At 62.9% G+C, this 25,670-nt stretch carries 17 protein-coding genes, 1 tRNA gene and 1 pseudogene; 13 read left to right on the forward strand and 6 right to left on the reverse strand.

Features of this window, described 5'->3' with window-relative positions:
- Positions 1 to 4 precede the first annotated feature (4 nt).
- The 4 genes from MHX52_RS06805 to MHX52_RS06820 form a co-directional block, all read right to left on the reverse strand.
- On the reverse strand, positions 5 to 742 hold the full coding sequence (locus tag MHX52_RS06805) for a septum formation initiator family protein (RefSeq protein WP_239317285.1): 738 nt from the start codon (positions 740 to 742) through the stop codon (positions 5 to 7).
- A 117-nt stretch (positions 743 to 859) separates the two neighbouring features.
- Positions 860 to 2,137 (reverse strand): phosphopyruvate hydratase, encoded by a 1,278-nt coding sequence (gene eno, locus MHX52_RS06810; protein WP_011273912.1) that lies wholly within the window; start codon positions 2,135 to 2,137, stop codon positions 860 to 862.
- 213 nt (positions 2,138 to 2,350) lie between these two features.
- The gene (locus tag MHX52_RS06815; RefSeq protein WP_070487911.1) at positions 2,351 to 3,220 is read right to left on the reverse strand and encodes a lytic transglycosylase domain-containing protein; all 870 of its coding nucleotides are present in this window, start codon (positions 3,218 to 3,220) and stop codon (positions 2,351 to 2,353) included.
- Positions 3,221 to 3,258: 38 nt separating this feature from the next.
- Positions 3,259 to 3,975, reverse strand: coding sequence for a metal-dependent transcriptional regulator (locus MHX52_RS06820; protein WP_239317288.1), 717 nt, complete (start codon positions 3,973 to 3,975; stop codon positions 3,259 to 3,261).
- 123 nt (positions 3,976 to 4,098) lie between these two features.
- On the opposite strand from MHX52_RS06820, the gene MHX52_RS06825 reads away from it, so the two are divergent.
- Genes MHX52_RS06825 through MHX52_RS06835 form a run of 3 tightly spaced genes read left to right on the forward strand, consistent with a single transcriptional unit; the run spans position 4,099 to position 6,677 of the window.
- The gene (locus MHX52_RS06825) at positions 4,099 to 5,013 is read left to right on the forward strand and encodes a metal ABC transporter solute-binding protein, Zn/Mn family (RefSeq protein WP_011273915.1); all 915 of its coding nucleotides are present in this window, start codon (positions 4,099 to 4,101) and stop codon (positions 5,011 to 5,013) included.
- Positions 5,014 to 5,823, forward strand: a complete 810-nt coding sequence (locus MHX52_RS06830) for a metal ABC transporter ATP-binding protein (protein WP_005293372.1) — start codon at positions 5,014 to 5,016, stop codon at positions 5,821 to 5,823.
- Positions 5,820 to 6,677, forward strand: a complete 858-nt coding sequence (locus tag MHX52_RS06835; RefSeq protein ID WP_005293374.1) for a metal ABC transporter permease — start codon at positions 5,820 to 5,822, stop codon at positions 6,675 to 6,677. Before MHX52_RS06830 ends, MHX52_RS06835 begins: the two co-directional genes overlap by 4 nt.
- On the opposite strand, the gene MHX52_RS06840 is transcribed toward MHX52_RS06835, so the two are convergent.
- Both MHX52_RS06840 and mfd read right to left on the reverse strand, forming a co-directional pair.
- A complete protein-coding gene (locus tag MHX52_RS06840; protein ID WP_239317291.1) occupies positions 6,674 to 8,008 on the reverse strand; it encodes a MazG nucleotide pyrophosphohydrolase domain-containing protein in 1,335 nt (444 codons plus the stop codon). The two genes, MHX52_RS06835 and MHX52_RS06840, sit on opposite strands and share 4 nt — an antisense overlap.
- 25 nt (positions 8,009 to 8,033) lie before the next feature.
- Positions 8,034 to 11,789, reverse strand: a complete 3,756-nt coding sequence (mfd, locus tag MHX52_RS06845; RefSeq protein ID WP_239317292.1) for a transcription-repair coupling factor — start codon at positions 11,787 to 11,789, stop codon at positions 8,034 to 8,036.
- 90 nt (positions 11,790 to 11,879) lie between these two features.
- Here mfd and MHX52_RS06850 point away from each other — a divergent pair.
- The 10 genes and pseudogenes from MHX52_RS06850 to MHX52_RS06900 all read left to right on the forward strand — a co-directional run bounded on the left by MHX52_RS06850 (position 11,880) and on the right by MHX52_RS06900 (position 25,668).
- Positions 11,880 to 11,951, forward strand: a tRNA-Gln gene (locus tag MHX52_RS06850).
- A 29-nt stretch (positions 11,952 to 11,980) separates the two neighbouring features.
- Positions 11,981 to 13,363, forward strand: a complete 1,383-nt coding sequence (locus MHX52_RS06855) for an MFS transporter (RefSeq protein ID WP_239317293.1) — start codon at positions 11,981 to 11,983, stop codon at positions 13,361 to 13,363.
- A gap of 88 nt (positions 13,364 to 13,451) precedes the next feature.
- The gene (glmU, locus tag MHX52_RS06860) at positions 13,452 to 14,981 is read left to right on the forward strand and encodes a bifunctional UDP-N-acetylglucosamine diphosphorylase/glucosamine-1-phosphate N-acetyltransferase GlmU (RefSeq protein WP_049049157.1); all 1,530 of its coding nucleotides are present in this window, start codon (positions 13,452 to 13,454) and stop codon (positions 14,979 to 14,981) included.
- Positions 14,982 to 15,091: 110 nt separating this feature from the next.
- The gene (locus MHX52_RS06865) at positions 15,092 to 16,063 is read left to right on the forward strand and encodes a ribose-phosphate diphosphokinase (protein WP_005293382.1); all 972 of its coding nucleotides are present in this window, start codon (positions 15,092 to 15,094) and stop codon (positions 16,061 to 16,063) included.
- A 279-nt stretch (positions 16,064 to 16,342) separates the two neighbouring features.
- Positions 16,343 to 16,987, forward strand: coding sequence for a 50S ribosomal protein L25/general stress protein Ctc (locus tag MHX52_RS06870; protein ID WP_049049158.1), 645 nt, complete (start codon positions 16,343 to 16,345; stop codon positions 16,985 to 16,987).
- A 162-nt stretch (positions 16,988 to 17,149) separates the two neighbouring features.
- Positions 17,150 to 17,731, forward strand: coding sequence for an aminoacyl-tRNA hydrolase (gene pth / locus MHX52_RS06875; RefSeq protein ID WP_049049159.1), 582 nt, complete (start codon positions 17,150 to 17,152; stop codon positions 17,729 to 17,731).
- Positions 17,731 to 18,465 (forward strand): aminoacyl-tRNA hydrolase, encoded by a 735-nt coding sequence (gene pth / locus MHX52_RS06880; protein WP_239317294.1) that lies wholly within the window; start codon positions 17,731 to 17,733, stop codon positions 18,463 to 18,465. Before pth (MHX52_RS06875) ends, pth (MHX52_RS06880) begins: the two co-directional genes overlap by 1 nt.
- Positions 18,466 to 18,693: 228 nt before the next feature.
- Complete coding sequence (locus MHX52_RS06890; protein ID WP_370642227.1) at positions 18,694 to 21,483, forward strand: acyltransferase family protein; 2,790 nt, start codon at positions 18,694 to 18,696, stop codon at positions 21,481 to 21,483.
- A 27-nt stretch (positions 21,484 to 21,510) separates the two neighbouring features.
- Entirely contained in the window at positions 21,511 to 23,157 is a 1,647-nt protein-coding gene (locus MHX52_RS06895) for a peptide chain release factor 3 (RefSeq protein WP_049049164.1), read from the forward strand.
- Positions 23,158 to 23,240: 83 nt separating this feature from the next.
- A pseudogene (locus tag MHX52_RS06900) lies at positions 23,241 to 25,668 on the forward strand (MMPL family transporter).
- Positions 25,669 to 25,670 lie beyond the last annotated feature (2 nt).

Consider the following 25,670-nt stretch of genomic DNA (forward strand, 5'->3'; position numbering starts at 1 on the left):
TGCTCTAGTTAGCTGGTGCGGGTGCTGGCGCCTGTTCTGGCGCTGCAGGTTGCCCCTCAGGCGCGGGCGCTGCGGGCTGTTCCTGCTCCGGATTCTCTTCCGGCACAGTCGGCAGCTTGTGGTCTTCGCTCGCCGGATCGTCTTCCTGCAATTCTTCCTCCGGCGTGGAGATCGAGTCCCACAGCTGGGCGTACCAGTCGCGGTTTCCTTCGCCTTCGCCCTTGGATTCTTCGTCCGTTTCGGTGCCGAGCTCGTCGGAGTGGATCTTCGGGGAGATGATGCGATATGCCGACTCCCCCGGCTCGATCAGCCCCAGCCGCGTGCGTGCCTGTTCCTTGATGAAATCCTCGTCGCTGTAGCGGTTAAGCTCGCTGGTGAGCTCCGCTTTCTCTTTCTCCTGCATCTCGATCTTCTGGTTCAGCTGCGCCAGCTCGGCGCGTTGCTCGAAGTAGTTACGCAGCGGGTTGGCGATGGAAACCGCCAGGAAAATCACCAGTACCAACGTCACAAGCCACGTTGTGGGGCTCATGTTCTTCGGCACCTCTACAAAGGAGCGCGCCATGCGTCTCGGCGCAGTTTGCGCGCGGGCTCGACGCCTCTCGCGCCGCTCGATCGACCGTGCCCGAGGCAGGCGGGCGGACTCGGGGCGGCTGTTTTCTGGCCCCTCTTTTTCGGACGCCACGTCTGCGCGTGGCTGATCCTCCGGCTCCTTGTCCGGTTCGCCCTTGGTCGATTTGCTCATGGTCTACAGAGTCTAGCGAAGCGAGGCTGAAATGCGAGTAGCCCACGGCCATCGGCTGGATGGCTGTGGGCTACCTGGGGCTACTGAGCCTTGCGCTCCTTGGGGAGCGCCTAACACTTACTTGGTGAAACGAGGGAAGGCGGAGCGGCCTGCGTAGACGGCTGCATCTCCCAGGATCTCCTCGATACGCAGCAGCTGGTTGTACTTGGCAACACGCTCGGAGCGAGCCGGAGCACCGGTCTTGATCTGGCCGCAGTTCAGGGCGACGGCCAGGTCGGCGATGGTGGTGTCCTCAGTCTCACCGGAGCGGTGGGACATCATGCTGCGGTAGCCGTTGCGGTGTGCCAGTTCGACAGCGTCGAAGGTCTCGGTCAGGGTACCGATCTGGTTTACCTTCACCAGCAGCGCGTTGGCTGCCTTCTCCTCGATGCCCTTGGCCAGGCGCTGCGGGTTGGTGACGAAGAAGTCATCGCCAACCAGCTGAACCTTGTCGCCGATCTTGGCGGTCAGGGCGGTGTAGCCCTCCCAGTCATCCTCCTGCAGCGGGTCCTCGATGGAGACGATCGGGTACTCCTCGATCAGATCCTCGTAGACCTTCGCCATCTCCTCAGCGGTGTGCTCGCCGCCCTCGAAGTGGTACTTGCCATCCTTAAAGAACTCGGAGGAGGCAACGTCCAGCGCCAGTGCGACGTCCTCGCCGACCTTAAAGCCGGCCTTTTCGATGGCCTCGACGATCAGGTCCAGGGCCGCCTTGGTGGAGTCGACGGACGGGGCGAAGCCGCCCTCGTCGCCCAGGCCGGTGGACAGCCCCTTGTCCTTAATGACCTTCTTCAGGGTGTGGTAAACCTCGGCACCAACGCGCAGTGCCTCAGAGAAAGTCTCTGCACCGATCGGCGCGATCATGAACTCCTGGACGTCCACGCCGGAGTCTGCGTGTGCGCCACCGTTGAGGATGTTCATCATCGGTACCGGCAGTACGTGGGCGTTCGGGCCACCGACGTAGCGGAACAGCGGCAGGTCGGCGGACTCTGCAGCGGCACGAGCAACAGCCATGGAAACGCCCAGGATAGCGTTGGCGCCCAGCTTGGACTTGTTCTCAGTACCGTCCAGGTCGCGCATCAGCTGGTCGATCAGACGCTGATCGTCTGCCTCCACACCCATTAGCTCTTCGTCGATGTCTTCAATAACGTTCTTGACGGCGTTGAGAACGCCCTTGCCCTGGTAGCGCTCGCCGCCATCGCGCAGCTCGTGCGCCTCGTGCACACCGGTGGAAGCGCCGGAGGGAACGGCTGCGCGACCGAAGGAGCCGTCGTCCAGAAGTACGTCTACCTCGACGGTCGGGTTACCGCGGGAATCGATGATTTCGCGTGCATCAATGTTGAGGATCAGGGCCATGTGTCTGCCTCCTTGGCATGTGGCATTGGGTGCCAAACTGTTGATTATCTGTTCTTGGGTTAACAGCTAACAAAGGTCTCTACCGCAGCGCTGGGTAGCCCACAGGTGGCACCGAGCACAGCGGTCTACTCCCATTGTGGCACCGCCAGAATTTTTTCGCCGTCACGCGGGCAAATCCTGGCTAAAACCACCCCTCCCTAAAGGGGGAATGGCCTACTGCGGCGACTGGCCGATCGCGTAGTTCGCCGCTGCGTCGCGTACCTGCATGACGTATTCGTTGGAGAGGTTGTAGCCCTTGATCGCGCTCTTCCAGCCGCTTTCGGTGCCGAGGTCGCGTCCCTCGTTGCACAGCAGCTTTGCCGCGGTGGCGGCAGCATCATAGACGCTTTGCGGATTCTTCTTGCCATCGCCGTCCGCGTCCACCCCGTAGATCTTCCAGGATTCGGGGATGAACTGCATCGGCCCCAGCGCTCGGTCGTACTCGCGGTCGCCGTCCAGGCGCCCGTCGTCGGTGTCCTCCACCTTGGCGAACTCGCGGCCGTTGAGCTGCGGGCCGATGATGTCAGGTTCGGCGATGCCGTCGTCGTTGAGTTTGGACGCCCCGAAGCGCTGGCCGTCATAAGTCCCGTGGCGGGTCTCTACGTAACCGAGCCCGGCCAGCGTATTCCAGGACAGATTGCAGTCGGGGGTTTCCTTCCGGGCGAAGCCTTCGGCCTTTCCGTAGGCCATGAGAGCCTGCAGAGGGATATGCAGTTCCTCGGACTTCGGTTTAGCCCAGTCCAGCGCCTGCTGGTATGCGCGGTCGCTGTCGTTCGGGTCGAAGTCCGGCGCCGGACTCGCAGCCTTCGGCGGGATATCCGTGGGCACCGGCAGGCGGTCGGATTCGGAGCCGCGGTCACTGGTGACGAACCCTGCCACCAGGTAACCGACCAGGGCGATGATACCCAGCAGTGCGATGACCACGACGAAGAATCCGCAACCACCCAGCAGCCCCCGGTTCGGGCGGCTTCCGACTGCGTCGTCATCCCACACAGAATCGTTTGGTTCGATCCTCTGCGGGCGGCGATAGTGGTTCGACGCCATGAATATCCTTCCTACTTCCTAAGCCTTCTTATGCCTTCTCATGCCTTCTTGGGCTTCTCAGTGCGATCGCTCTGCGAGTTCTTATCGGCTGCACTTACCAACACTGCGCTTAGGCTACTAGCCGGAAGTTGGACCCGTGTTTCCGACTCGGCGATGTGCAACTCCGCCATATCTGCAAACACACGCTCGCCGACGGTGATGTGAACCCCGGGGAGCACGCCATGCTCGGTGAGATAACGCACCAGGGCAGCATCCCTGTCGCTGATGCGATCCACGATAAGCTGCTCGCCCGTGTGGGCGTCCGAAAGAAGGAAAGCCGAGCTCGCAGGAATGTGTCCACCCTCGTCGGGAATAGGGTCACCGTGCGGGTCACGGGTGGGGTTATTTAGCAGGCTGGCGATGCGATCGACGAAGGTGTCGGAGACCGCATGCTCTAAAACCTCGGCCTCGTCGTGCACCTCATCCAGGCCGTAGCCCAAGTGGTTGCACAGAAAAGTCTCGATCAGGCGGTGGCGGCGAACCATGGTAAGGGCGATTCTGCGACCCGCTTCACTGAGCTCGATGTCCCCATAAGGGGCGTGGTCGACGAGCCCTTGGGTGGCGAGGCGCTTGATCGCCTCCGAGGCAGTAGAAGGTCGCTGGTCCATGTGGCTGGCTAAGACGGAGAGGGAAACCCCACCTCCGGACCACTCCTGCAGATCGAAGATCTTCTTCAGGTAATCCTGGGACCTCTCGGGAAGGTCTGTGACATGCATGTCGACCAGTGTACGGGGGTAATCGGGGTTTTAAGAACTCAAGGGTGTGGATTAAGCTGCACTATATTGTTCAATACATTGAACATTATGCCCCTCACTATCGGAAGTTTTATTACCTTGAAAATGAAGCCCAGTAAGAAGCTAGTGGCAACTCTGTGCACCACAATCCTCGCAGTTGCAGGCACCACCGCCTGCAATAGCGAGAACACACCCGATGAAAAAGCCGAGGTTCTAACGACTTTCACCATCTTGGAAGACATCACCTCCAACATCGCCGGCGATACCCTCACCGTGCGCTCACTGACCCAACCCGGCGCGGAGGTTCACGGCTACGACCCCACCCCCAGCGACATCGCCGCCGCGTCCGAAGCGGAGCTCATCATCAACAACGGACTGGGACTGGAACACTGGCTGGACAAGCTGACCGCAGACAGCTCCGCCCAGCGCACCACTGCCAGCGACGGCGTGAAGCCCATCAACATCAAGGGCACCGATCAGCCCAACCCACACGCCTGGATGAGCCCCACCCTCGCCAAAACCTATGTGGACAACATCGTCCAGGCCTTGAGCGACCTGCGTCCGGAAAACGCAAAGACCTACGAGGACAACGGCAAGAAGTACAAAGACAAGCTCGACGACGTGCAGACCGAGCTCCAGGACGGCCTGAAATCCCTGCCCCGCCACCAGCGGACACTGATGAGCTGTGAGGGTGCCTTCAGCTACCTCACCCACGATGCCGGCATGAAGGAGGGCTACATCTGGCCTGTCAACACCGAGGGCGAGATCACTCCCCAGCAAATCACCCAGGCAGCCGATTTCGTCAAGGACAATGACGTCCCCGCTGTTTTCTGCGAATCTACAGTGGAGCCCGGGCCGAAGGAACAGCTCATGCGAGATACCGGTGCCCGCGACGGCGGTACACTGTACGTCGACTCGCTCTCCGAAGCCGACGGTCCTGTACCGACCTACCTCGACCTTCTTTCTTACGACGCCCAAACCATCGTCAGCGGACTCACGGGCAAGAATCCGAAGGAATAAATGAACTCGCCACACTCTTCCCCCTCCCCCGCGCTGGTCGTCGACAATGTGCACGTGAGTTACGGCCACGTCGATGCTCTCACCGGCGTAAACCTGCAGCTCGGCTTCGGCCAGATCACCGCCTTGATCGGCATGAACGGCGCGGGCAAGTCCACCCTGTTCAAAGCCATCATGGGGCTGGTGCGCCCCACTTCCGGGAGCATAACGGTCAACGCCACCGGCTCACGCGGCACGGTGGCCTACGTCCCTCAACACGACCACGTGGACTGGAACTTCCCCATCAGCGTGCGCGACATTGTTGCCAGCGGACGGCGCCGCGCACGCTCCAAGGTAGGCCTGCTACCGCAGGGTTCGGCGCTATGGGGGCTGAAGAGTTGGCGTCAAGAGAAAAGAGAAAACAACCGCATCATCGACGCGGCATTGCGGCAGACCGGACTGACCGACCTGCAGAACCGCCCCGTCGGCGCGCTATCAGGTGGCCAGCGCAAGCGCGTTTTCGTAGCACGCGGCATCGCGCAGGAGGCGAAAATCATGCTGCTGGACGAACCCTTCGCAGGGGTGGATACGCAGTCACAATCGCAGATCACCGCACTGCTACACGAGCTCGCCGAGGCCGGGACAGCGCTACTGATCTCCACACACGATTTGGACCGGCTGCCGGAACTGTGCGACAACGTGGCTATGCTCAACCGGCGGATCGTGGCCGAAGGGGCGCTGGAAGAGGTTCTGACAGCAGAGAACCTCGCGCGCACCTTCAGCACCAACACGGCGGACGCACAGCTGGTCGCTAGTGAGGAGGCGCAGCGATGAGCACACTTTCGACTCTTTTCGACCCAATCCTGGTGCCCCTGAGCTACAGCTTCGTACAGCGGGCGGTGCTCGCCGCCAGCGTGATGGCCGTGGTCGCGGGACTACTGAGCTGCTGGCTGATCTTGGTGGGCTGGTCACTGCTAGGCGATGCGGTCTCCCACGCCGTGCTGCCCGGTGTGGTGCTGGCCTACATCACCGGAGCGCCCTTCGCCGTCGGTGCGATGCTGGCCGCACTCATCGCCGTCGGCCTGGTCGGCTCGGTAAAGGAAAGAACCACCCTGCGGGAGGACACCTCCATCGGCATTGTCTTCACCACCTTCTTCGCCCTCGGACTAGTGCTTCTTTCTGTGACGCCTAGCGGCACGCACTTACAGGAGATCCTGTTCGGCAACCTGCTGGGCATAACGCAGTCCGCGCTGTGGCAGATCCTGGCCATTGGAGGCATCGCGTTTGTGGTGTTGCTGGCGAATGCACGCACGTTTACTCTGTGGGCTTTTGACGCCGAACACTCCAGAACCATGGGCTTCAATACGAAGGCCATACGGTGGGCACTGTTGGCGTGCCTGGCGTGCGTGGTGGTGGCCAGCGCCCAGGCCGTTGGCGTGATCTTGGTGGTAGCAATGCTGATTACCCCCGGCGCAACCGCTTACCTGTGGACGCGCCGCTTCCGCCACATGCTGCTTATTGCCCCGTTGGTGGCGTGGGTCAGCTGCATCACGGGCATCCTGCTGAGCTTCAACGTAGACGTATCCACTGGCGGCACCATCGTGCTGGTACAGTCGGCCATCTTCGGGCTGACGTACCTCTTCGCCCCACGTGAAGGCCTGGTACGCAGTTTTCTAACGCGGCGCTAGTTGCCCTGCTGCTGGCTCCCTGGCTGCTGGGGGTTGGGATGCTGAGGCTTGTGCTGTTGGGACTGCAGCTTCTCGCGGAACGCCGCAACAGCATCGTGTAGGCGGCGCTCTGCCTCACCGGGGCTATCTAGCTCCAGGCCAACCATCGGGTAGCGGATGTCGGTCGGGATGTCTTTATCCGGGATTCCCTGCTCCCGCGCCTCAGCGATGACGGCCTCCGCTGCGGTCAGGGCGCTGGTGCCAGTCGAGCCGACAGCTGTGCCAACAGAGCCGGCGGGGACTGCCGGACCTGCCGTTTCAGCGAGCGCTTGGACGGCCGGGAACTGTTCCGCGTGCGGCTCCTGGCGGGGCTGTGCAGACTGAGCAGGCTGTGCAGGCTGTGCAGGCTCAGCCTGCTTCTCGGCCGCCTTCCGCTCAGCTTCCTTCTTGGCCTCGCTGTAGCGCAGGTAATCCTCGCCGAAACTACGGATTCGCTGGGCTTCCTCTTCCTTCTTGCCCTCCTCCCACAGGCGGTCCTGCTCCTGGCGCGGAACCTGGCGCTCGACCTCCTCAAACAGGTAGGGGGCGCGGGCGCGCAGCTTCGCCGAAAACGCCCCGGCCACGTGGCCAATGTCGAAGGCGCCACGGCGGTTGGCGATCTCCGCGTGGAAGAGCACCTGCAGAAACACGTCCGACAGTTCGGAGCACAGATCCTGCTCTATCCACTCCGGGCGCGCAGCAGCCTCACCCTCGCCCTCGGGCTTCCAGCTCTCCATCAGTTCGATGGTGCGAGCCAGCTCCTCTGTTTCCTCCCGCAGGAACTTCACCAGGCTGGTGTGGGTCATGGACTGCTCCCACTCCCCCTGGCGCAGAGCACGTGCCATCAGCGCCACCGCGTCCTCGATTTCATCCATCACGGAAGCCGGCACCTCGGTGCGCGTCGTGCGGCGCAGGCCGGCCACGGCCGCAGTGTGCTCGTCGGTCCCGACGATCTCGCCGTCCACCACGCCATCGCCCGAGTGGGTGATCTCGGCTGCGTTTTCCCCGTCGGTGGCGTCACTAACAGAAGAGCTACCGGCCTCCAGCTCGCGGGCGGGCTCCATGTGCACCTTGAGGCTCGGTGCGGTAATGAGCTCCTCACCAGCCTCGATGCGGGTAACGACAGCTTCGTTTTCCAGATCCGTCGTGACGATAATGTCGGACTCATCGACCGTGTGGCCGCCCAGATCCGCGATAACCCAGCGGACGCGGATGGGCACCTCCTCCGTGTAGCACACATCTCCACGGAGCAGATCGACGGCCTCCACGGGAATCATCGCGGGGAAACGGGGATCTAGTAATACGACTGACATGGCGGTTATTCTAGCGCGTCGGTGTTTAGGACGTGCCCTTATCCTTGCCTGCCCCCTTACTTGAGCCCTTGCCAGCCCCCTTGCCGGCGCCACCCGTCATGCTGCGAATCGGGATGCCGGCCAGCTGCGTCAACGCATCGGCGCACCACTGCACCAGCTCCGTATCGCGCAGCGGAACCGCGCGCATGCCCTGGCCGCGCTTCGGAGCCGGGATCAGCACAATCTTGGTGGTCGCGCGGTAGTTCGCCGCGGGGAACAGGCGCTTCAGGCGCACCTGGGTGGAATCCTGCAGCTCGATGGGGCTGAAACTGATCTTCGAGCCCGTGGCCACCACCTCCGTGACCTGCAGATCGCGGCACAGCAGGCGCAGGCGCGACAACACTGCGAGCATCTGAATCTGCTCCGGCGGCTCGCCGTAGCGGTCACGCAACTCCTCGAGGACCTTCTCGATCTGCTCCTCGTCCTGCACCTCGGCGAACTTGCGGTAGGCCTCCAGGCGCAGGCGCTCCGAAGCGATGTATTCGGCCGGGATGTGCGCATCCACCGGCAGGTCGATGCGGATCTCCTTCTTTTCCTCCTCCCGGCCGTCGACGGGCTTGCCGTCGGCCATCGCGCGGAACGCTTCCACGGCCTCGCCGACCAGGCGCACGTAGAGGTCGAAGCCCACGCCCGCGATGTGTCCGGATTGCTCGGCGCCCAGAACGTTGCCGGCACCGCGCATCTCCAGGTCCTTCATGGCCACCGCCATGCCCGCGCCCAGGTCGTTGTTCTGGGCGATGGTGGTCAGGCGGTCGTAGGAGGTCTCGGTCAGCACCTCCCCCTTCGGGTAGAGGAAGTAGGCGTAGCCGCGCTCACGGGAACGCCCCACGCGCCCGCGCAGCTGGTGCAGCTGGGAAAGGCCCATGTGGTGGGCATTTTCCACGATCAAGGTGTTGGCGTTGGCGATGTCCAGGCCAGTCTCCACGATGGTGGTACACACCAGCACGTCGAACTCGCGATCCCAGAAGCCCTTCACCGTGGTCTCCAGCTGTTCCTCGCTCATCTGGCCGTGTGCGACCACTACCCGGGCCTCCGGTACCAGGCGGCGAATGTCCGCAGCGGTCTGCTCGATGCTGCGAACCTTGTTGTGGACGTAGAACACCTGCCCGTCGCGCAACAGCTCGCGGCGGATGGCCGCGGCCACGTGCTTATCCTCCTGCGCACCCACATACGTCAGCACCGGGTGGCGATCCTCCGGCGGGGTGAGGATCGTCGACATCTCGCGGATGCCCGCCATCGACATCTCCAGCGTGCGGGGAATCGGGGTTGCGGACATCGTCAGCACGTCCACGTGGGTGCGCAGCGACTTGATGTGCTCCTTGTGCTCCACGCCGAAGCGCTGCTCCTCGTCCACGATGATCAGCCCCAGGTTCTTCCAGTGCACGCCCGTCTGCAGCAGGCGGTGGGTACCGATCACGATGTCCACCGTGCCGTCGGCCATGCCATTGATAACCTTCTTGGACTCCGCCGGGGTGGTAAAGCGGGACAGCTCCTTGATGGTGGTGGGAAAGTCCTGCATGCGCTCGCTGAACGTGTTGAAGTGCTGCTGCGCCAGCAGGGTGGTAGGCACCAGCACGGCCACCTGCTTGCCCGACTGCACGGCCTTGAATGCGGCGCGCACCGCCACCTCGGTTTTGCCGTAGCCCACGTCGCCGACGATCACGCGGTCCATCGGCACCGGCTTTTCCATGTCGGCCTTCACGGCCTCGATGGCGTTGTACTGGTCCTCGGTCTCTGTGAACGGGAAGGCATCTTCCATCTCCCGCTGCCAGGGCGTATCCGGGGCAAAGGCATAGCCCGGCGCGGCCTGGCGGCTGGCGTAGAGCTGCACCAATTCGCCCGCGATCTCGCGCACAGCACCGCGGGCCTTACGCTTGGTGTTCTTCCAATCCGCGCCGCCCATCTTCGACAGCGCGGGCTTCTCCCCGCCGACGTAGCGCGACAGCATATCCAGCTGATCCATCGGCACATAGAGTTGATCGCCCGGCCCACCCCGCTTGCTGGGAGCGTATTCCAGCACCAGGTATTCACGGCGGGAGGCGTCCGGCCCCTTGCCCACCGTGCGTTCCGTCATCTTCACGAACTTTCCGATGCCGTGGGAATCGTGCACCACCAGATCACCCGGCTCCAGCGCCAGCGGATCCACGCGGTTACGCTTCTTCGCGGGCTTGCGCTTACCCGTGGCCTTCGCGTCCACGCGGTTGCCGGTCAGATCCGTTTCCGTGAAGAACAGCAGGCTAGGGCGCTTGTCGTCCCCGGCGAAGGGGAACACCAGCCCCTCGTAGGCCACCGCGTGGTAGATGCTCACCTGGTGCGGCGCGGGCTCGTCGGCGGTGGTGTGCTTGGACTTCTTGATCCGCCCCAGGCCCCGGCTGCCGCTGAGGTCCACGCCGATCGCCTCGGCCGCAATGCCGGCTTCTTGGAAGCGCCGCAGCATGCGGGCCGCCACGGCCGGGGTTGGGGCCGCGAAGGCCACCCTTCCGCCGGATTCGACGCGCTTGCGGATGTCGCTCATCAGCGCACCGATGGCCTCCATCTCGCCGTGCGGTCGGGGCGCCGAGTCGTAGTTGAGTTCCAGAACATCGGAAGTGTCGGCGTCAAAATCGGCCATCCCGAGCGTAGACAACGTCCACCAGGGCCGCCCCAGCTTCTGCTGCACCTTCTGCACCGCGTCGATCGATAGGTAAGCCACGCCCTCCATCGGCGCCGAACCTCCCATCGCCGCAACATCCCAGCCGGCCTCGAGGAACTGCTGGCCGGTTTCGCGCAGGTCGTGAGCACGGCGTTCGACGGCTGCGGGCGCCATCACCAGCGTGTGCGTACCTTCCGGCATAAGCTCCGGCAGCGCCACTAGCTCGGCCGTGTGCAGCGCCGGGATCAGCGATTCCATCCCCTGCACCTGGATCTTCTGGCTGATCTTGTCGAGGATCTCGGCCAATTCCGCGTTGCCGGCGTGCTCTTGGGCAAGGTTTTTTGCTTTGGACGCCACCTCGTCCGTGACAACCAATTCCCGGCACGCATAGACCATCACCTGGTCCGGCTCCACCCCGGGGATGGTCCGCTGGTCGCCGACGCTAAAGGCGCGCACCTCCGTGATCTCGTCGCCCCAGAAGTCCACGCGGACGGGCATTTCCTCGGTCGCGGGGAAGATGTCCACAATGCCGCCGCGAATGGCGAAGTGGCCGCGCTTGCCGACCACGTCGACGTGCGTGTAGCCGAGTTCTTGCAGACGGTGGGTCAGGGAGTCGAAGTCGATCTCCGCGCCCACTTTCAGCTGCACCGGGGTGACCTCGCCCAGGTTGGACTGCACGGGCTGCACAGCTGCGCGGGTCGGAGCCACCACCACCTGCAGGTTCTCATCGCCCTTATGCAGGCGGCGCAGCACGCGCATGCGGGTGGACACCGTCTCCGCGGCCGGGGACAGCTTCTCGTGCGGCAGGGTCTCCCACGAAGGGAAAAGCTCCACCCTGTCGCCCAACATGTAGCGCAACACCGTGGTGAGGTCCTGGGCCTGGCGCCCCGTGGCCGTCACCACCAGCAGCGGGGTGCGCTGCGCCAGCGTGCCGACCGCGAAAGGCCACGCGCCCTCGGGAGCTTGCATGTGCAAGGAACGCTCCCCCAGGTGCGTCATCATTCCGCGCAGTTTCCCGTCCTGCGCAGCGGCTTTCAGCAGCCCCGCCAGGCTAGGCGCCGGGTTCGAAGAGCGGTTGGCGTTGGCTTTGGGCGTGGCGGTCTGACTCATGGCCAACAGTCTATCTCCCGCGCCACTCTGCGGTTTATGCGCCCGGTTGGGCATGCTGTAAAGTGTTCGCTGCACATTAATAAGTGCGCTTCTCCCATGGTGTAATTGGCAACACTACGGTTTTTGGTACCGTCATTCTAGGTTCGAGTCCTGGTGGGAGAGCTTTTTCATTTGGAAGGGTGGGGCGATACATGTCCGGCAAGTCCAACACAGAATCCAGCAAGTTCTGGCACACATTCACCACGAAATTCATCGGCACACCACCCAAGAGCGACCTGAAGCACGTCGAGGAAAACGCGGGTCGCTATTCCCTGGGCTTCGGCACACAGAACATCGGCGATCAGATCGTTTCCGCTAAGACGGTTCTGCCGTGGTTCCTGTCTGTCGTCGCCGCCCCGGCGTGGGTCATTCCGCTGCTGGTGCCGATCCGCGAGTCCGGCTCGATGCTGCCCCAGGCCCTGTTCCGCCCGTGGCTGCAGACGAAGACCTCGCGGCTGGGTTTCATGCTTGTCGGCACGCTCGGCCAGGCGCTGGCGTGCGCGATCATGGTCGCCGCCGCGCTTCTGACCGACGGGCTGCTGGCCGGGTTGATCATTCTGTTCGCCCTCGCCCTGCTGTCCACCTGCCGTTCTTTGGTTTCGCTGACCAGTAAAGATATCGCCGGGCGCACCGTGCCGAAGGGCTTCCGCGGGCGCCTGACCGGTTTTGCCACCACCCTGTCTGGTGCGGTGGCGATCCTGGTGGGTGTGGCCATTCAGGCCGCCCGCGGGGAGCTCACCCCTACCCTCTTCGCAGTGCTTTTCGCCATCGCCACCGCAGCCTGGCTGGCCAGCGCATGGCTGTTTAAGGGGATCCGTGAGGGCGTCACTAAACAAGAACAAAAAGGGCTACCGCAGGGCACGAACTACCTACGCGATGTGTTCGACGACATCGTGGACCTCGTACGCTCTGACCGTGACTTTAGGCGCTTCGTGCTGGTTCGCTCGCTGCTGCTGGCCTCTGCACTGTCGCCGACGTTCCTGGTGACGATGGCGAACCAGCAGAGCGTGACGGAGGAATCCTCGCTGGCCAGCGCCATCTTCACGGGCCTGGGAACGTTCGTGATCGCCTCCGGCGTGGCCTCGCTGCTCGCGGGCAGGATCTCCGGCTTACTGTCCGATGTGAGCTCCCGCAACACCCTGTCCGGCGCCGCGCTGTTGGCCACGATCGTCCTAATCGTCACTGTGGTGCTGAGTTATGTTTCTTCGCTTAGTGACGCCCATGCGTGGACCACCGCCCTGGTGTGGTGGCTGCCCATCGCGTTCTTCATCATCTCGCTTGCCCACCCCGCGATTAGGGTCGCCCGCTCTACCTACATCGTGGACATGGCAGAGGGCACGCAACGCACCCGCTATGTCTCGGTGGCGAACACCCTGATGGGCGTGTTGCTTCTGATTGTGGGTGCGCTGACCAGTGTGTTGGCACTGGTTTCCCCCGAGGTCGCACTGGCTGCGCTGGCGCTTTTCGGGCTACTCGGCGCCGCGCTGTCGAAGACCCTGCCGGAAGTCTCGGTGGGCAAAAACAAGATTTCCTAAACGCCCGCGGGCGCCCCTCCCCGATGCGGTAGCTAAGCGGCGCTATGCTGGTATTCGCTTTTAACCGGAAGTAAGGAATGCCAACAACGTGACTGATGCTGCTCAGAACCCCGAAGCTCAACCAAAGGCCCAAGACAAGCCTGTGGCAGTGATCGTACTGGCCGCAGGGGCGGGCACGCGGATGAAGTCCGCGACCCAAAAGACCCTGCACTCCATCGGCGGGCGCACCCTGCTTTCCCACAGCCTGCACGCTGCCGCTGGCATCGACCCCGCCCGCATCGTGGCTGTTATCGGCCACGGGCGCGAGCAGGTCGGCCCGGCGGTGGAAGAGGTAGCCGAGCAGCTGGGGCGCAGCATCGACACTGCGATCCAGGAGCAGCAGAACGGCACCGGCCACGCCGTGCAGTGCGCAATGGAGGAGCTGGAGGGCTTCGAGGGCACCGTAGTGGTCACCAACGCGGACGTGCCACTGCTGTCTCCGGAGACCCTGCAGGAACTTACTGCCACCCACGACGGCGCCAGCGTGACCGTGCTCTCCGTCAACCAGGACAACCCCACCGGCTACGGCCGCATCCTGCGCACCAACGACGGGATGGTCACCGCCATCGTGGAGGAAAAGGACGCGACGGAAAAGCAGAAGGCAATCACCGAGGTTAACTCCGGCGTGTTCGCCTTCGACGCGGCCATCCTGCGCGATGGCCTGGCGCAGTTGAACACGGATAACGCCCAGGGCGAGCTGTACTTGACGGACGTGCTGAGCATCGCCCGCCGGGCGGGTCACCCCGTTCGGGCCCACATTGCCGCCGACGCGGCGGAACTCGCGGGCGTCAACGACCGAGTACAGCTTGCCGCCGCCGGCGCTGAACTCAACCGCCGCACCGTGACCGCCGCGATGCGGGGCGGGGCCACCGTCGTGGACCCGGCGACGACCTGGATCGACGTGGACGTACAGGTCGGCCAGGACGTCACCATCCTGCCGGGAACGCAGCTGCTGGGCACCACCACCATCGGCGATAACGCGCAGATCGGGCCGGATACCACTCTGGAAAACGTCACGGTCGGCGAAGGCGCGCAGGTGGTGCGCACCCACGGGTTCGATTCCACCATCGGCCCGCGCGCCGAGGTAGGCCCCTTCACCTACATCCGCCCCGGCACGGTGCTGGGCGAAGATGGCAAGCTCGGCGGCTTCGTCGAGGCGAAGAAGGCGAACATCGGTCGCGGCTCGAAGGTCCCGCACCTGACCTACGTCGGCGATGCGACGATCGGCGAGTACTCCAACATCGGCGCCTCTAGCGTGTTCGTGAACTACGACGGTGTGAACAAGCACCACACCACCGTAGGTTCCCACGTGCGCACCGGTTCCGATTCGATGTTCATCGCCCCGGTCGTGGTGGGCGATGGTGCGTACTCCGGTGCCGGTACCGTCATCAAGGAAGACGTGCCACCGGGCGCCCTGGTGGTATCCGGCGGCAAGCAGCGCAACGTCGAGGGCTGGGTGGCTAAGAAGCGCCCCGGAACCCCGGCGGCGGAGGCCGGCGAGGCCGCAGCCAAGCGTGTGGCGGAAGGTGGTTCCCCGGCTTCCACACCGCAGGCAGACCAGCAGGCAGACCAGAAGTAGCGCACGCAAGCTACGCTGGTTTTTGTTGATATGTCTGGGCGCGCCCTAAAATAGGGAGCGCCTAGTAAAAGTGAATAGTCCAGCTCTTCGACCGGAAGGTTAAAGCACAAGTGTCCACCACCCACTGGATCGACAATCAAAAGAACCTGATGCTGTTTAGCGGCCGGGCTCATCCGGAATTGGGGGAGGCTGTTGCCCGCGAATTGGGCATCGAGGTCACTCCGACCACCGCCCGCGACTTCGCTAACGGCGAGATCTTCGTCCGCTTCGAAGAGTCCGTCCGCGGTTCCGATGCCTTCGTGCTGCAGTCCCACCCGCAGCCGCTGAATAACTGGCTGATGGAGCAGCTGATCATGATCGATGCACTAAAGCGTGGCTCCGCCAAGCGCATCACCGCGATCCTGCCCTTCTACCCCTACGCCCGCCAGGACAAGAAGCACCGCGGCCGCGAGCCGATCTCCGCCCGCCTGGTTGCCGACCTGCTGAAGACCGCCGGTGCGGACCGCATCGTCTCCGTGGATCTGCACACCGACCAGATCCAGGGCTTCTTCGACGGCCCGGTGGATCACATGCACGCCATGCCGATCCTGACCGACTACGTGAAGGCCAACTACAACCTGGACAACATCTGCGTGGTCTCCCCCGACGCTGGTCGCGTGAAGGTGGCCGAGAAGTGGGCCAACGTGCTGGGCGATGCCCCGCTGGCGTTCATCCACAAGACCCGCGACGTGGACGTGGCCAACAAGGTCACCGCCAACCGCGTGGTCGGTGACGTGAAGGGGCGCACCTGTGTGCTGCTGGACGACATGATCGATACCGGTGGAACCATCGCCGGCGCCGTCGGCGTGCTGCGCGAGGCTGGTGCGGGCGACGTGATCATCGCCACCACCCACGGCGTATTCAGCGGTCCGGCGCGCGAGCGTCTGAGCAGCTGTGGCGCCCGCGAGATCATCACCACCGATACCCTGCCGCAGTCCACCGAGGGCTGGGATAACCTGACGGTTCTGCCGATCGCCCCACTGGTGGCCAAGACCATTCACGAGATCTTCGAGAATGGCTCCGTGACCACGCTGTTTGAGTAGTTTTAATCCCCGGTTGGGGGTGTGCTAACATACTTTCGAATCTCGGCGAGGGCTGAATTCCTACATAGAATTTGGCCGTTATCGGCGCGAAAAGCACACTCCCCCTTCTTTTTGTGTGACGTAACCTTTCAAAGCGAGTCCGCTCGTGTGCGGGTGCGTGACCAATGAAACTGTGGGATGCATACACGCCGCGAGATATCGCGGCATTTTTTATGTCCGCGGTAGAAACGCAAGAGCGATTCAGAGCAATCTGAAACACAAAATTTGAAGGAGAAAATCATGGCTGACATTACCCGCCTGAAGGGCGAGCTGCGCACCGAGTTCGGCAAGGGCGCTTCCCGCCGCCTGCGTCGTGACTTCCGCGTTCCAGCTGTTGTCTACGGCAACAAGCTGGACCCGATGCACGTTCACGTGGACATCCTGGAGTTCCAGGCAATCCTGCGTAACGAGGGCGTGAACGCCGTTCTGGAGCTGGAGATCGAGGGCCAGGACCACCTGGTCATGATCAAGGCTGTGGACCAGAACGTGCTGACCCTGGACGTGGACCACGCTGACCTGCTGAACGTTAAGCGCGGCGAGAAGGTTGAGGTTGACGTTCCGGTTATCTTCACCGGTCAGCCTGCTCCGGGCGCCCTGGTCACCCAGGAGGCAGACGTCATCACCATCCTGGCCGACGTTCTGAACATTCCGGAAGAGATCACCGTCGACATCGAGGGCAAGGAAATCGGCGACCAGGTTCTGGCCGGCGACCTGCAGATGCCGGGCAACGCAACCCTGGTATCCGAGGAAGACACCCTGATCATCAACGTTGTGGAGCCGGAGGAAGAGGAACTGCCGGAGCCGGACGAAGAGGGCGAAGGCGCCGAGGGCGAGGCTGCCGAGGCAGCCGGGGACGAGGCTGCAGAGGGCGAGTCCGAGGAGTAATTCACTCCCCCTTCACACACTGGGCCACTCCGCGTGCACTTTTCACACCGGGTGGCCCTTTTTGTTGCTCTTTTTCATTGACGCCCACCCCACGGCCGCGGGGGCTGTCCGGGGTGGACAGTACAATAACCGTCAGTGAGCTAGAGAGAGGGCTGGGAGACGGTGGCGTCACCAAACAAGAAACAACACACCAACAGCGACACGTGGCTGATCGTCGGCCTGGGCAACCCCGGCGATAAATACGCCAATACCAGGCACAACGTTGGACGAATGGTGATCGGCGAACTGCTGGATCGACAGGTACCGGCAGCCAGCCTGAATGCCCACAAGAAGACGAACACGGACATCGCCGAGGTGACTATCGCGGGGCGCAAGGTGGTGCTGGCGCAGCCGCGGACCTACATGAATGTGTCGGGCGGGCCGGTGCAGCAGCTGGCGGCGTTTTTCAAGATCCCGGCGGGTAACATCATCGTCGCCTACGACGACCTCGAGGGCGATCCGGGGGCGGTGAAGCTGCGGCAGTCCGGTGGCGACAAGGGGCATAACGGGTTGAAGTCCATTACGAAGTCCCTGGGCACGAAGGACTACTGGCGCCTTTCGTGCGGCATTGGACGGCCGCCCGGGCGCATGGATCCGGCGGCCTATGTGTTGAAGCCCTTCCCCAAGTCGGAGGCGGCGGATGTGGCGATCATGTGCGCTGACGCAGCCGACGAGGTTGAACGCACCCTCGGTGTGGGAAACTAGTGACTGTGTCTTTCCTCCAATCTCTATTTTCCGTTTTCCGAAAGAACCCCGCACCGCAGGCGCATGTAGATAAAAGTGCTGGTGCTAGGCCAGCTAAGCCTGCGAAGCGTGCCAAGCTCACCGTCGAGCAGCTGCGAGAGTTCGCCCCTGAATGGATTGTGATCGGCCTGGGCAATCCCGGTGCCAAGTACGCGGAAACCCGGCACAATATCGGCTATTGGCCGATTGATCGTCTGATTGAGCGCTATGGGGCTCAGTGGCTACCGGTGGAGGGTCAGAAGGCTCACGCAGCGTTGATCACGGTGGAGGAAACTCCCGTGGTGCTGCTCCGCTCCACGACGTACATGAACAACTCCGGTGAGGCGGTGGAGCCGCTGGCTTCTGCTTTGAGCCTGCCGGCGGAGCGGGTCATTGTTTGCCACGATGAGCTGGATATCGCCACTGGCCAGGTGCGTATCAAGGATAAAGGTGGCGAGGGTGGCCACAATGGGCTGCGTTCAATGACTGCCGAGCTGGGCACCCAGCACTACGTGCGCGTCCGCATGGGCATCGGCCGCCCGCCTAAGGGCACGTCTGTGATTGATTTCGTTTTGAGCCCGTTCGAGGATGCAGACATCGACCTGGAGAGCGGGTGGATGGAGAACACGCTTCAAGATTCGGTGGACTCAGTGACGCTCATCGTGAACAATGGCACAGACATTGCGCGAAACGATATCCACACACGCAAGCACTAATAAATGCTGCGGTGCAGGTAGCGCGCAGTAACGAGAATACTCGCGGGTTTTCGAGCCTCCTAGCGTTAGTATTGATGAATCAATGCACTCGATATTGCCTTTGGGAGATGCAAAGTGAAGCAGGTTTTTGGACTACTGCGCGCTGTTCGTAACGCACGAACAGGTTCAGCGAAGTCGTCTCCCGACCAGCAGAAACGCCAGAAATCTGGTGCGGCTTCCGGGCCTTCTGTGCCTTCTAAGCCGTCTGCGAATTCCGAACCGTCAGCGGCCTCCAAACCGTCTGCGGCTTCCAAACCTTCCGAGGCGAAGAAGGCGGCTCCTGCGAAGGCGGAACCAAAGGAGGTAGCTCCGGCGAAGCCCGCGCAGCCGCCGATCAAGCTCTCCGCAGTCGGTGCCCCCAAGGCTCCCTCCGCTCCGAAGCCACCAAAGGCTTCCGCTTCTCAGAGGCAGGAGCCGCCGAAGGCAACCGCAGCCTCGCAGGATCCCAAGAAATCCACTACGACTGCGAAGGCCCCTAAAACAGACAAAAACAAGAAGCAGACAAGCACTAGCCCCAAGCAGGCTGCTACTGCCCGGCCAGCTGCGGCTGCTCCGGCCATCAAACTCGGTAGCGTAGGTGCGCCGCCTGCCCCGGGGGCTGCCCCTGGCACGACGCGAAAGACCCCGGCTGCCAAGGAGGCGGCCGCCGCGAAGCCTGCTCCCAAACAGGAGCCCAAACAGGAGCCCAAGCAAGCGGCGAAGTCACCCGCAGCGAAGCCTGCACCCAAGGAGGCCGCGAAGACGGCGCCCAAGCAGGTCGCCAAGCCCGCTCCCAAGCAGGCGCCTGCAGCAAAGGCCACGCCACCCGCGAAGCCGAAAGCGGAGCAAAAGCCGGTACCCGCGCCAGCTGCAAAGCAGGCGCCCAAGCCAGCCGCGAAGGCGGAGCCGAAGCCGGTGCCGCCAGCCGCGAAGACGGAGCCGAAGCCGGTACCGCCAGCGGCGGAAAAGTCGGCGTCACAACCAAAGAATCTGCCCGAACCAAAGCAGGTGGCAACGGCACAACCTGCGCCACAGCAGCACCCTGCACCACAGCAGAACAACGTTCCGGAAGCGCTGGCGATCCCGCCCGAGAACAAGACGGTTAAGAAGGATCGCCGTGCGCGCCTGCGCCAGGTGAAGGGACTAGATGGCCTGCGTGGCCTCGCCGTGCTCGCCGTGGTGATCTACCACTTCTTCGGCGATATTCTGCCCGGTGGCTACCTGGGCGTGGACCTGTTTTTCGTCCTATCGGGCTTCCTGATCACCTCGCTGCTGGTGCGCGAGTACCGGGTAAACAACACGATCAGCCTGAAAGACTTCTGGATCAGGCGTTTCCGCCGTATCCTCCCCGCCGCGCTGGTCACGCTGTTTATCGTCACCGCAATCGTCACCGCCATAGGTGGGGACATCGCCGTGGGCATCCGCGAGCAATTCCTGGGCACGCTGTTCTTCGTCAACAACTGGACGCAGATCGCCACCTCCCAGTCGTACTTTGCGGAAAACGAGGTCCAGGTTTTCGCCCACTACTGGTCGCTGGCGGTCGAAGAGCAGTTCTACATCATCTGGCCGCTGGTGACACTCGGAATTTTCGTGTTCACCCAGCGCCGGCTCCGCCGCAGTCCGCGCCGCGTCCCGATGCTGGTGACGGCGCTGCTGGCCGTGCTTTCCGCTGCGGCCATGGCGCTGCTTTTCACCCCCGGCGAGGATCCGACGCGCGTCTACTACGGTACGGATACGCACGCTTTCGGCCTGCTCATCGGCGCTTTCCTCTCGCTGGCTGTAACCTCCACGCGCAACGATCCACGAGTGGATTCCTGGCCGTCGGCAGGAAAGTTTGAGGCTCGCGTTGCCGGAGCCATCGGTGCCCTGGCGCTTGTCGGCTACGTCATCCAGCTGCTGTTTATGGGCGACGACCTGGCGGTGACCTACCAGGGCGGTCTGCTGCTGACCAGCGTGCTGGGCGTACTGATGATCTGGGGCGTGATCCGCGAAACCGGCCCGCTGACGTGGATCTTCCGCACCAATGTCATGCGCTGGCTCGGCCAACGCTCGTTCTCGTTGTACCTGTGGCACTGGCCGGTCATCATGATTCTGCGTGCTCTTTTTGACGCCGACGGTCACATGGACCACAAGTGGATTCTCGGGCTGGCAGCGGTGCCGATCGCTCTGCTGATCTCCGAGATTTCCTACCAGCACGTGGAAAACCCCTTCCGCCGCCGCGGCTACAAACAGACGTGGAAGGACTACTGGGCTTCCCGCCCGAGCTTCCACGAGATCAACGAGGGGTTCAAGAAGGTCGCGTGGCCTGTTGTGCCACTGCTCGTCGTAGCTTGCGTGGGCGGTGTGGTCTACGGCGTGGTGAACTCCAACGACAAGACCGAGCTGGAGCAGGAACTGGACCAACTGCAGCGCATGAACCAGGAGGCCAACAAGGGCAATGCCCCCGCCCCCGCTACTCCACCGCCGCCGAAGGAAGAGAAGGCCGCGGCCGTGCAGGGCAAGGACATCACCGCCGTGGGTGACTCCGTGATGCTGGCAGCCAGCGAAGCGCTGAACACCAACTACCCGGGCATCTACATCGATGCGGACGTTTCCCGCCACTACACCGCCGGTATGGACGTGCTGCGGCAGCTGAACGATTCCGGCAAGTTGCGCAAGAACATATTCCTCGGCTTCGGCACCAACGGCCCGGCCTTCCCGAACCAGTTGGAGGAGATGATCAACCTCATCGGCCCCGACCGCCAGATCTTCATGGCCATGCCTTACGGCGATCGTGAGTGGATGGCGCAGTCCCGCCAGGAAGTGCTGGACGCAGCAAAAACCCACGACAACGTTTACATCGCGGACTGGTGCGGCCATGCGCAGTCCCACCAGGATCTGTTGTTCGAGGATGGTGTGCACCCGATGCCCGAGGGCGCGCAGGAATACGCGAAATCCTTCGATGAGGCGCTGGCCCAGGCCGCGAACCACGAGAAGAAGACCACGACTACCTGCGCCTAATGCCCACCCGCTAGACTTGTGGGCATTATGAGTTCAACCGCATCCGAAGCCTCGCGCCGCCGCACATTCGCCGTCATCGCCCACCCGGATGCCGGTAAATCCACCCTCACCGAGGCGCTCGCGCTGCACGCCCACATGATCAAGGAGGCCGGCGCCGTACACGGCAAGGCCGGACGTAAGTCCACCGTCTCTGACTGGATGGACATGGAAAAAGACCGTGGCATTTCCATCGCCTCCTCCGCACTGCAGTTTGAGTACGCTCCGGAGGGCCACGACGGCGAACCCTTCATGATCAACCTGGTCGATACCCCGGGTCACGCGGACTTTTCGGAGGATACCTACCGAGTTCTTTCCGCCGTGGATGCCGCGGTGATGCTCATTGATGGCGCGAAGGGCCTGGAGCCGCAGACGCTGAAGCTGTTCCGTGTGTGCAAGGCCCGCGGCCTGCCGATCGTGACCGTCGTGAACAAGTGGGACCGTCCGGGCCGCAGCCCGCTGGAGCTGGTAGATGAGATCGTCAACGAGATCCAGCTGCAGCCCACTCCCCTGTTCTGGCCAGTCGGCGAGGCCGGCGACTTCCGCGGATTGGCGCGTATCAACGACGACGGAGAGGCCGAGGAGTACATCCACTTCCTCCGCACCGCCGGTGGTTCGACCATCGCTCCGGAGGAGCACTACACCCCGGAGCAGGCCGCAGAGCGGGAGGAAGACGTATGGGAAACCGCCGCCGAAGAGGTGGAGCTGTTGGCCGCCGACGGCGCGCTGCACGACCAGGAGCTGTTCCTGGAGTGCACCACTTCCCCGCTGATTTTCGCCTCCGCGATGCTGAATTTCGGCGTGCACCAGATTCTGGATACCCTCTGCGCTTTGGCGCCCGCCCCAGCGGGTCGCGATTCTGACCCGAAGGTGATCGAGGCCGCCGCGGGCGGAAACTCCGTCGCGGTGGAGGAGCACCGCGACCCCACCGACGATTTTTCGGGCGTGGTGTTCAAGGTGCAGGCAGGCATGGACCGCAACCACCGTGACTCCCTGGCCTTCATGCGCGTGGTCTCAGGTGTGTTCGAGCGCGGCATGCAGGTCACACATGCTCAGTCCGGCCGGTCTTTCTCCACGAAGTACGCGCTGACCGTCTTCGGCCGCACCCGTGCCACCGTGGAGGCCGCCTACCCCGGCGATATCGTGGGGCTGGTCAACGCGGGTTCACTCGCCCCGGGAGACACGATTTACGCCGGCAAGAAGGTGCAGTTCCCGCCCATGCCGCAATTCGCACCGGAGCACTTCCGCACACTGCGGGCCAAGTCGCTGGGCAAGTACAAGCAGTTCCGCAAGGCCCTCGAGCAGCTGGATTCCGAAGGCGTTGTACAGATTCTGCGCAACGACGCGCGTGGTGACGCGAACCCGGTCATGGCCGCCGTCGGCCCGATGCAGTTTGAGGTTATGCAGGCTCGAATGGACGTTGAGTACAACGTGGAGACCGTGGCCGACCCCGTCCCTTATTCTGTCGCTCGTCGTACTGACGCCGAGTCCGCGCCGGTGCTGGCCAAGCAGCGAGGCGTGGAGATCTTCACCCGCACAGACGGGGAGCTGATTGCCCTATTCGGCGACAAGTGGAAGCTAGCCTTCGTGGAGAAGGAACACCCGGAGCTGACGATGGAGACGTTGGTCGCCGACTAGGCGGAGTAGCTATTCGTCGCGACCCTATCGAAATATTTGCACAACTCTTGCAACATTGCACTACTTGTGCAAATATCTTGTGCATGGCTAAATTCCTGTATCGAGTAGGCCGCTCCGCCTACCTCCACAAGTGGCGCTTCCTCGCCGTCTGGCTGATCGTGCTGATCGGCGTGGGCACCGCCTCCGCACTGTTAACCAAACCAACCTCGCAGTCCTTCACCATCCCTGGTCTGGAATCCATTGAGACTCAGGAGAGGATCAAAGAGGAGTTCCCCCAATGGCGAAGATTCTGACCAGTTAGAGGCAGCCACGGGCAAGCTCGTGCTACAGGCCCCTGAAGGCCAAACCCTTGCCGAGGGCGAGGCTGCACAATCGACCGAAGACATCCTTCAGGCGCTGCAAGAGCTCGATTTCCTGAAGGACAAGGAAAAGCTCGTCTCCCCCGTGCTGGCCAGCGAAGGCATGCACCAGCAAATGGCTCCCATGAAGCAGAAGCAGGGAATGCCGAAGGAGCAGATCACCTCCGACATCGCTGCTCTAAGCCCGCTGAGCCCCGACAAGCGCACTGGCACCATCGAGGTTTCCTTCGATGCGGAAACTGCAGCAGACGTGCCCGCAGAGGATGTGCAGAAGTTCGAGGATGCAGTAAAGAACAACGAAGGCAACCTCAAGGTTGGATGGAGCGGTAACGCATTCCAGCAGCCGGAGATGAGCATGGCCTCCGAAGCCATCGGCCTGGCGGTCGCTGCCATCGTTCTGATCGTCACCTTTGGCAGCCTCGTGGCTGCAGGCCTGCCGCTGCTCTCCGCAGTGATTGGTGTGGGCACCGGCATCGGCATCGTCATGGCAGCCACCTCCGTCACGGACAGCATCAACTCCATGACCCCCACCCTGGCCTCCATGATCGGCCTGGCCGTGGGCATCGACTATGCGCTGTTTATCCTCTCCCGCTTCCGCAACGAGCTGGTCGCCCATGTGGATGGCCAGGATCTGGAACCGAAGGAACTACACCAGAAACTCAAGACGATTCCCGTCAAGGAACGCGCCCACCTGGCCGGCCTCGCAGTCGGCAAGGCCGGTTCCGCAGTTGTCTTCGCTGGCCTTACGGTCCTGATTGCACTGGCAGCACTGTCCATCATCAACATTCCGTTCCTCACCGCGATGGCCTTGGCCGCCGCCGGTACCGTTGCCATTGCCGTGATCGTCGCGATCACGCTTCTGCCCGCCATCATGGGCCTCATTGGCACGAAGGTCTTCGCAGGACGCGCGCCTTTCGTCAAGGCTCCGGACCCAGAGAACGAGAAGCCGACCATGGGGCTGAAGTGGGTGCGCATCATCCGCAAGAAGCCCGCCCTGTGGTTGGTAGGCTCTGCAGTGTTGTTGATTCTGCTGGCCATCCCCGCAATGAACCTGCGTCTGGCCATGCCCTCCGATGGTTCTATGGCCAAGGGCACCCCCAACCGCGTCGCCTACGAAATGACGGAGGAGGGCTTCGGAGCTGGCCGCAATGCCCCGATGGTCGCCCTCGTTGAATACCCCGACCTCAACGACAAGGAGAAGGCTGCCGCCACCCAGGAGGCCGTCGCGACCCTCCAGGGCACCGAAGGCGTGGAGAACGCCCAGGTAGTGCAGACCAACGGCGATCCGCGCAACCCAGCCGACCTGGGTACTGCGGCTCAGGTGATGATCACCCCGTCCTACGGCGCGACGGACGCCCGTGCCGCCGATGTCCTTGAGCAGATGCGCGCCGAGGAAGCCGGCTATACCGAAAAGACCGGCGCATCCTACGCCATCACCGGCGTCACCCCGATGTACGAGGACATTTCACAGCGCCTGTCGGACGTCCTCATCCCCTACATCGCCATCGTCCTCGTGTTGGCTTTCATCCTGCTGATGGTCGTCTTCCGTTCCATCTGGGTGCCACTGATCGCGGCACTGGGCTTCGGCCTGTCGGTGGCCGCCACGTTCGGCGTCACCGTCGCACTGTGGCAGGAGGGCTTCGGCGGCATCATCGACGACCCGCAGCCCATCATCTCCTTCCTGCCCATCATGCTGATCGGCATCGTCTTTGGCCTGGCCATGGACTACCAGGTCTTCCTGGTTACCCGCATGCGCGAGGGCTGGGCGCACGGCAAGACCGCCGGCAACGCCACCGCCAACGGTTTCAAGCACGGCGCGCGCGTGGTCACTGCAGCCGCGCTCATCATGATTTCGGTCTTCGCCGCCTTCATGATGGCCGACGAGCCGTTTATTAAGGTGATGGGCTTTGCCCTGGCTGCCGCCGTATTTTTTGACGCCTTCATCGTCCGCATGACCTTTATTCCAGCAACGATGTTCCTTCTCGGTGAGCACGCGTGGAAGTTCCCCAAGTGGCTAGCGAAGATCGTTCCCGCTGTCGACGTCGAGGGCGAGAGCCTGGTGGGATTGAACGCTGACGGTAGCCGCACTTCGGATACACTTACCGAATCAAGTGAAGCAGGTCCGCGAGACGCACAGGCAGCCGTAAAGTAAGT

It is taken from the genome of Corynebacterium sp. ACRQJ (assembly GCF_022346045.1).
Lineage (GTDB): Bacteria > Actinomycetota > Actinomycetes > Mycobacteriales > Mycobacteriaceae > Corynebacterium > Corynebacterium evansiae.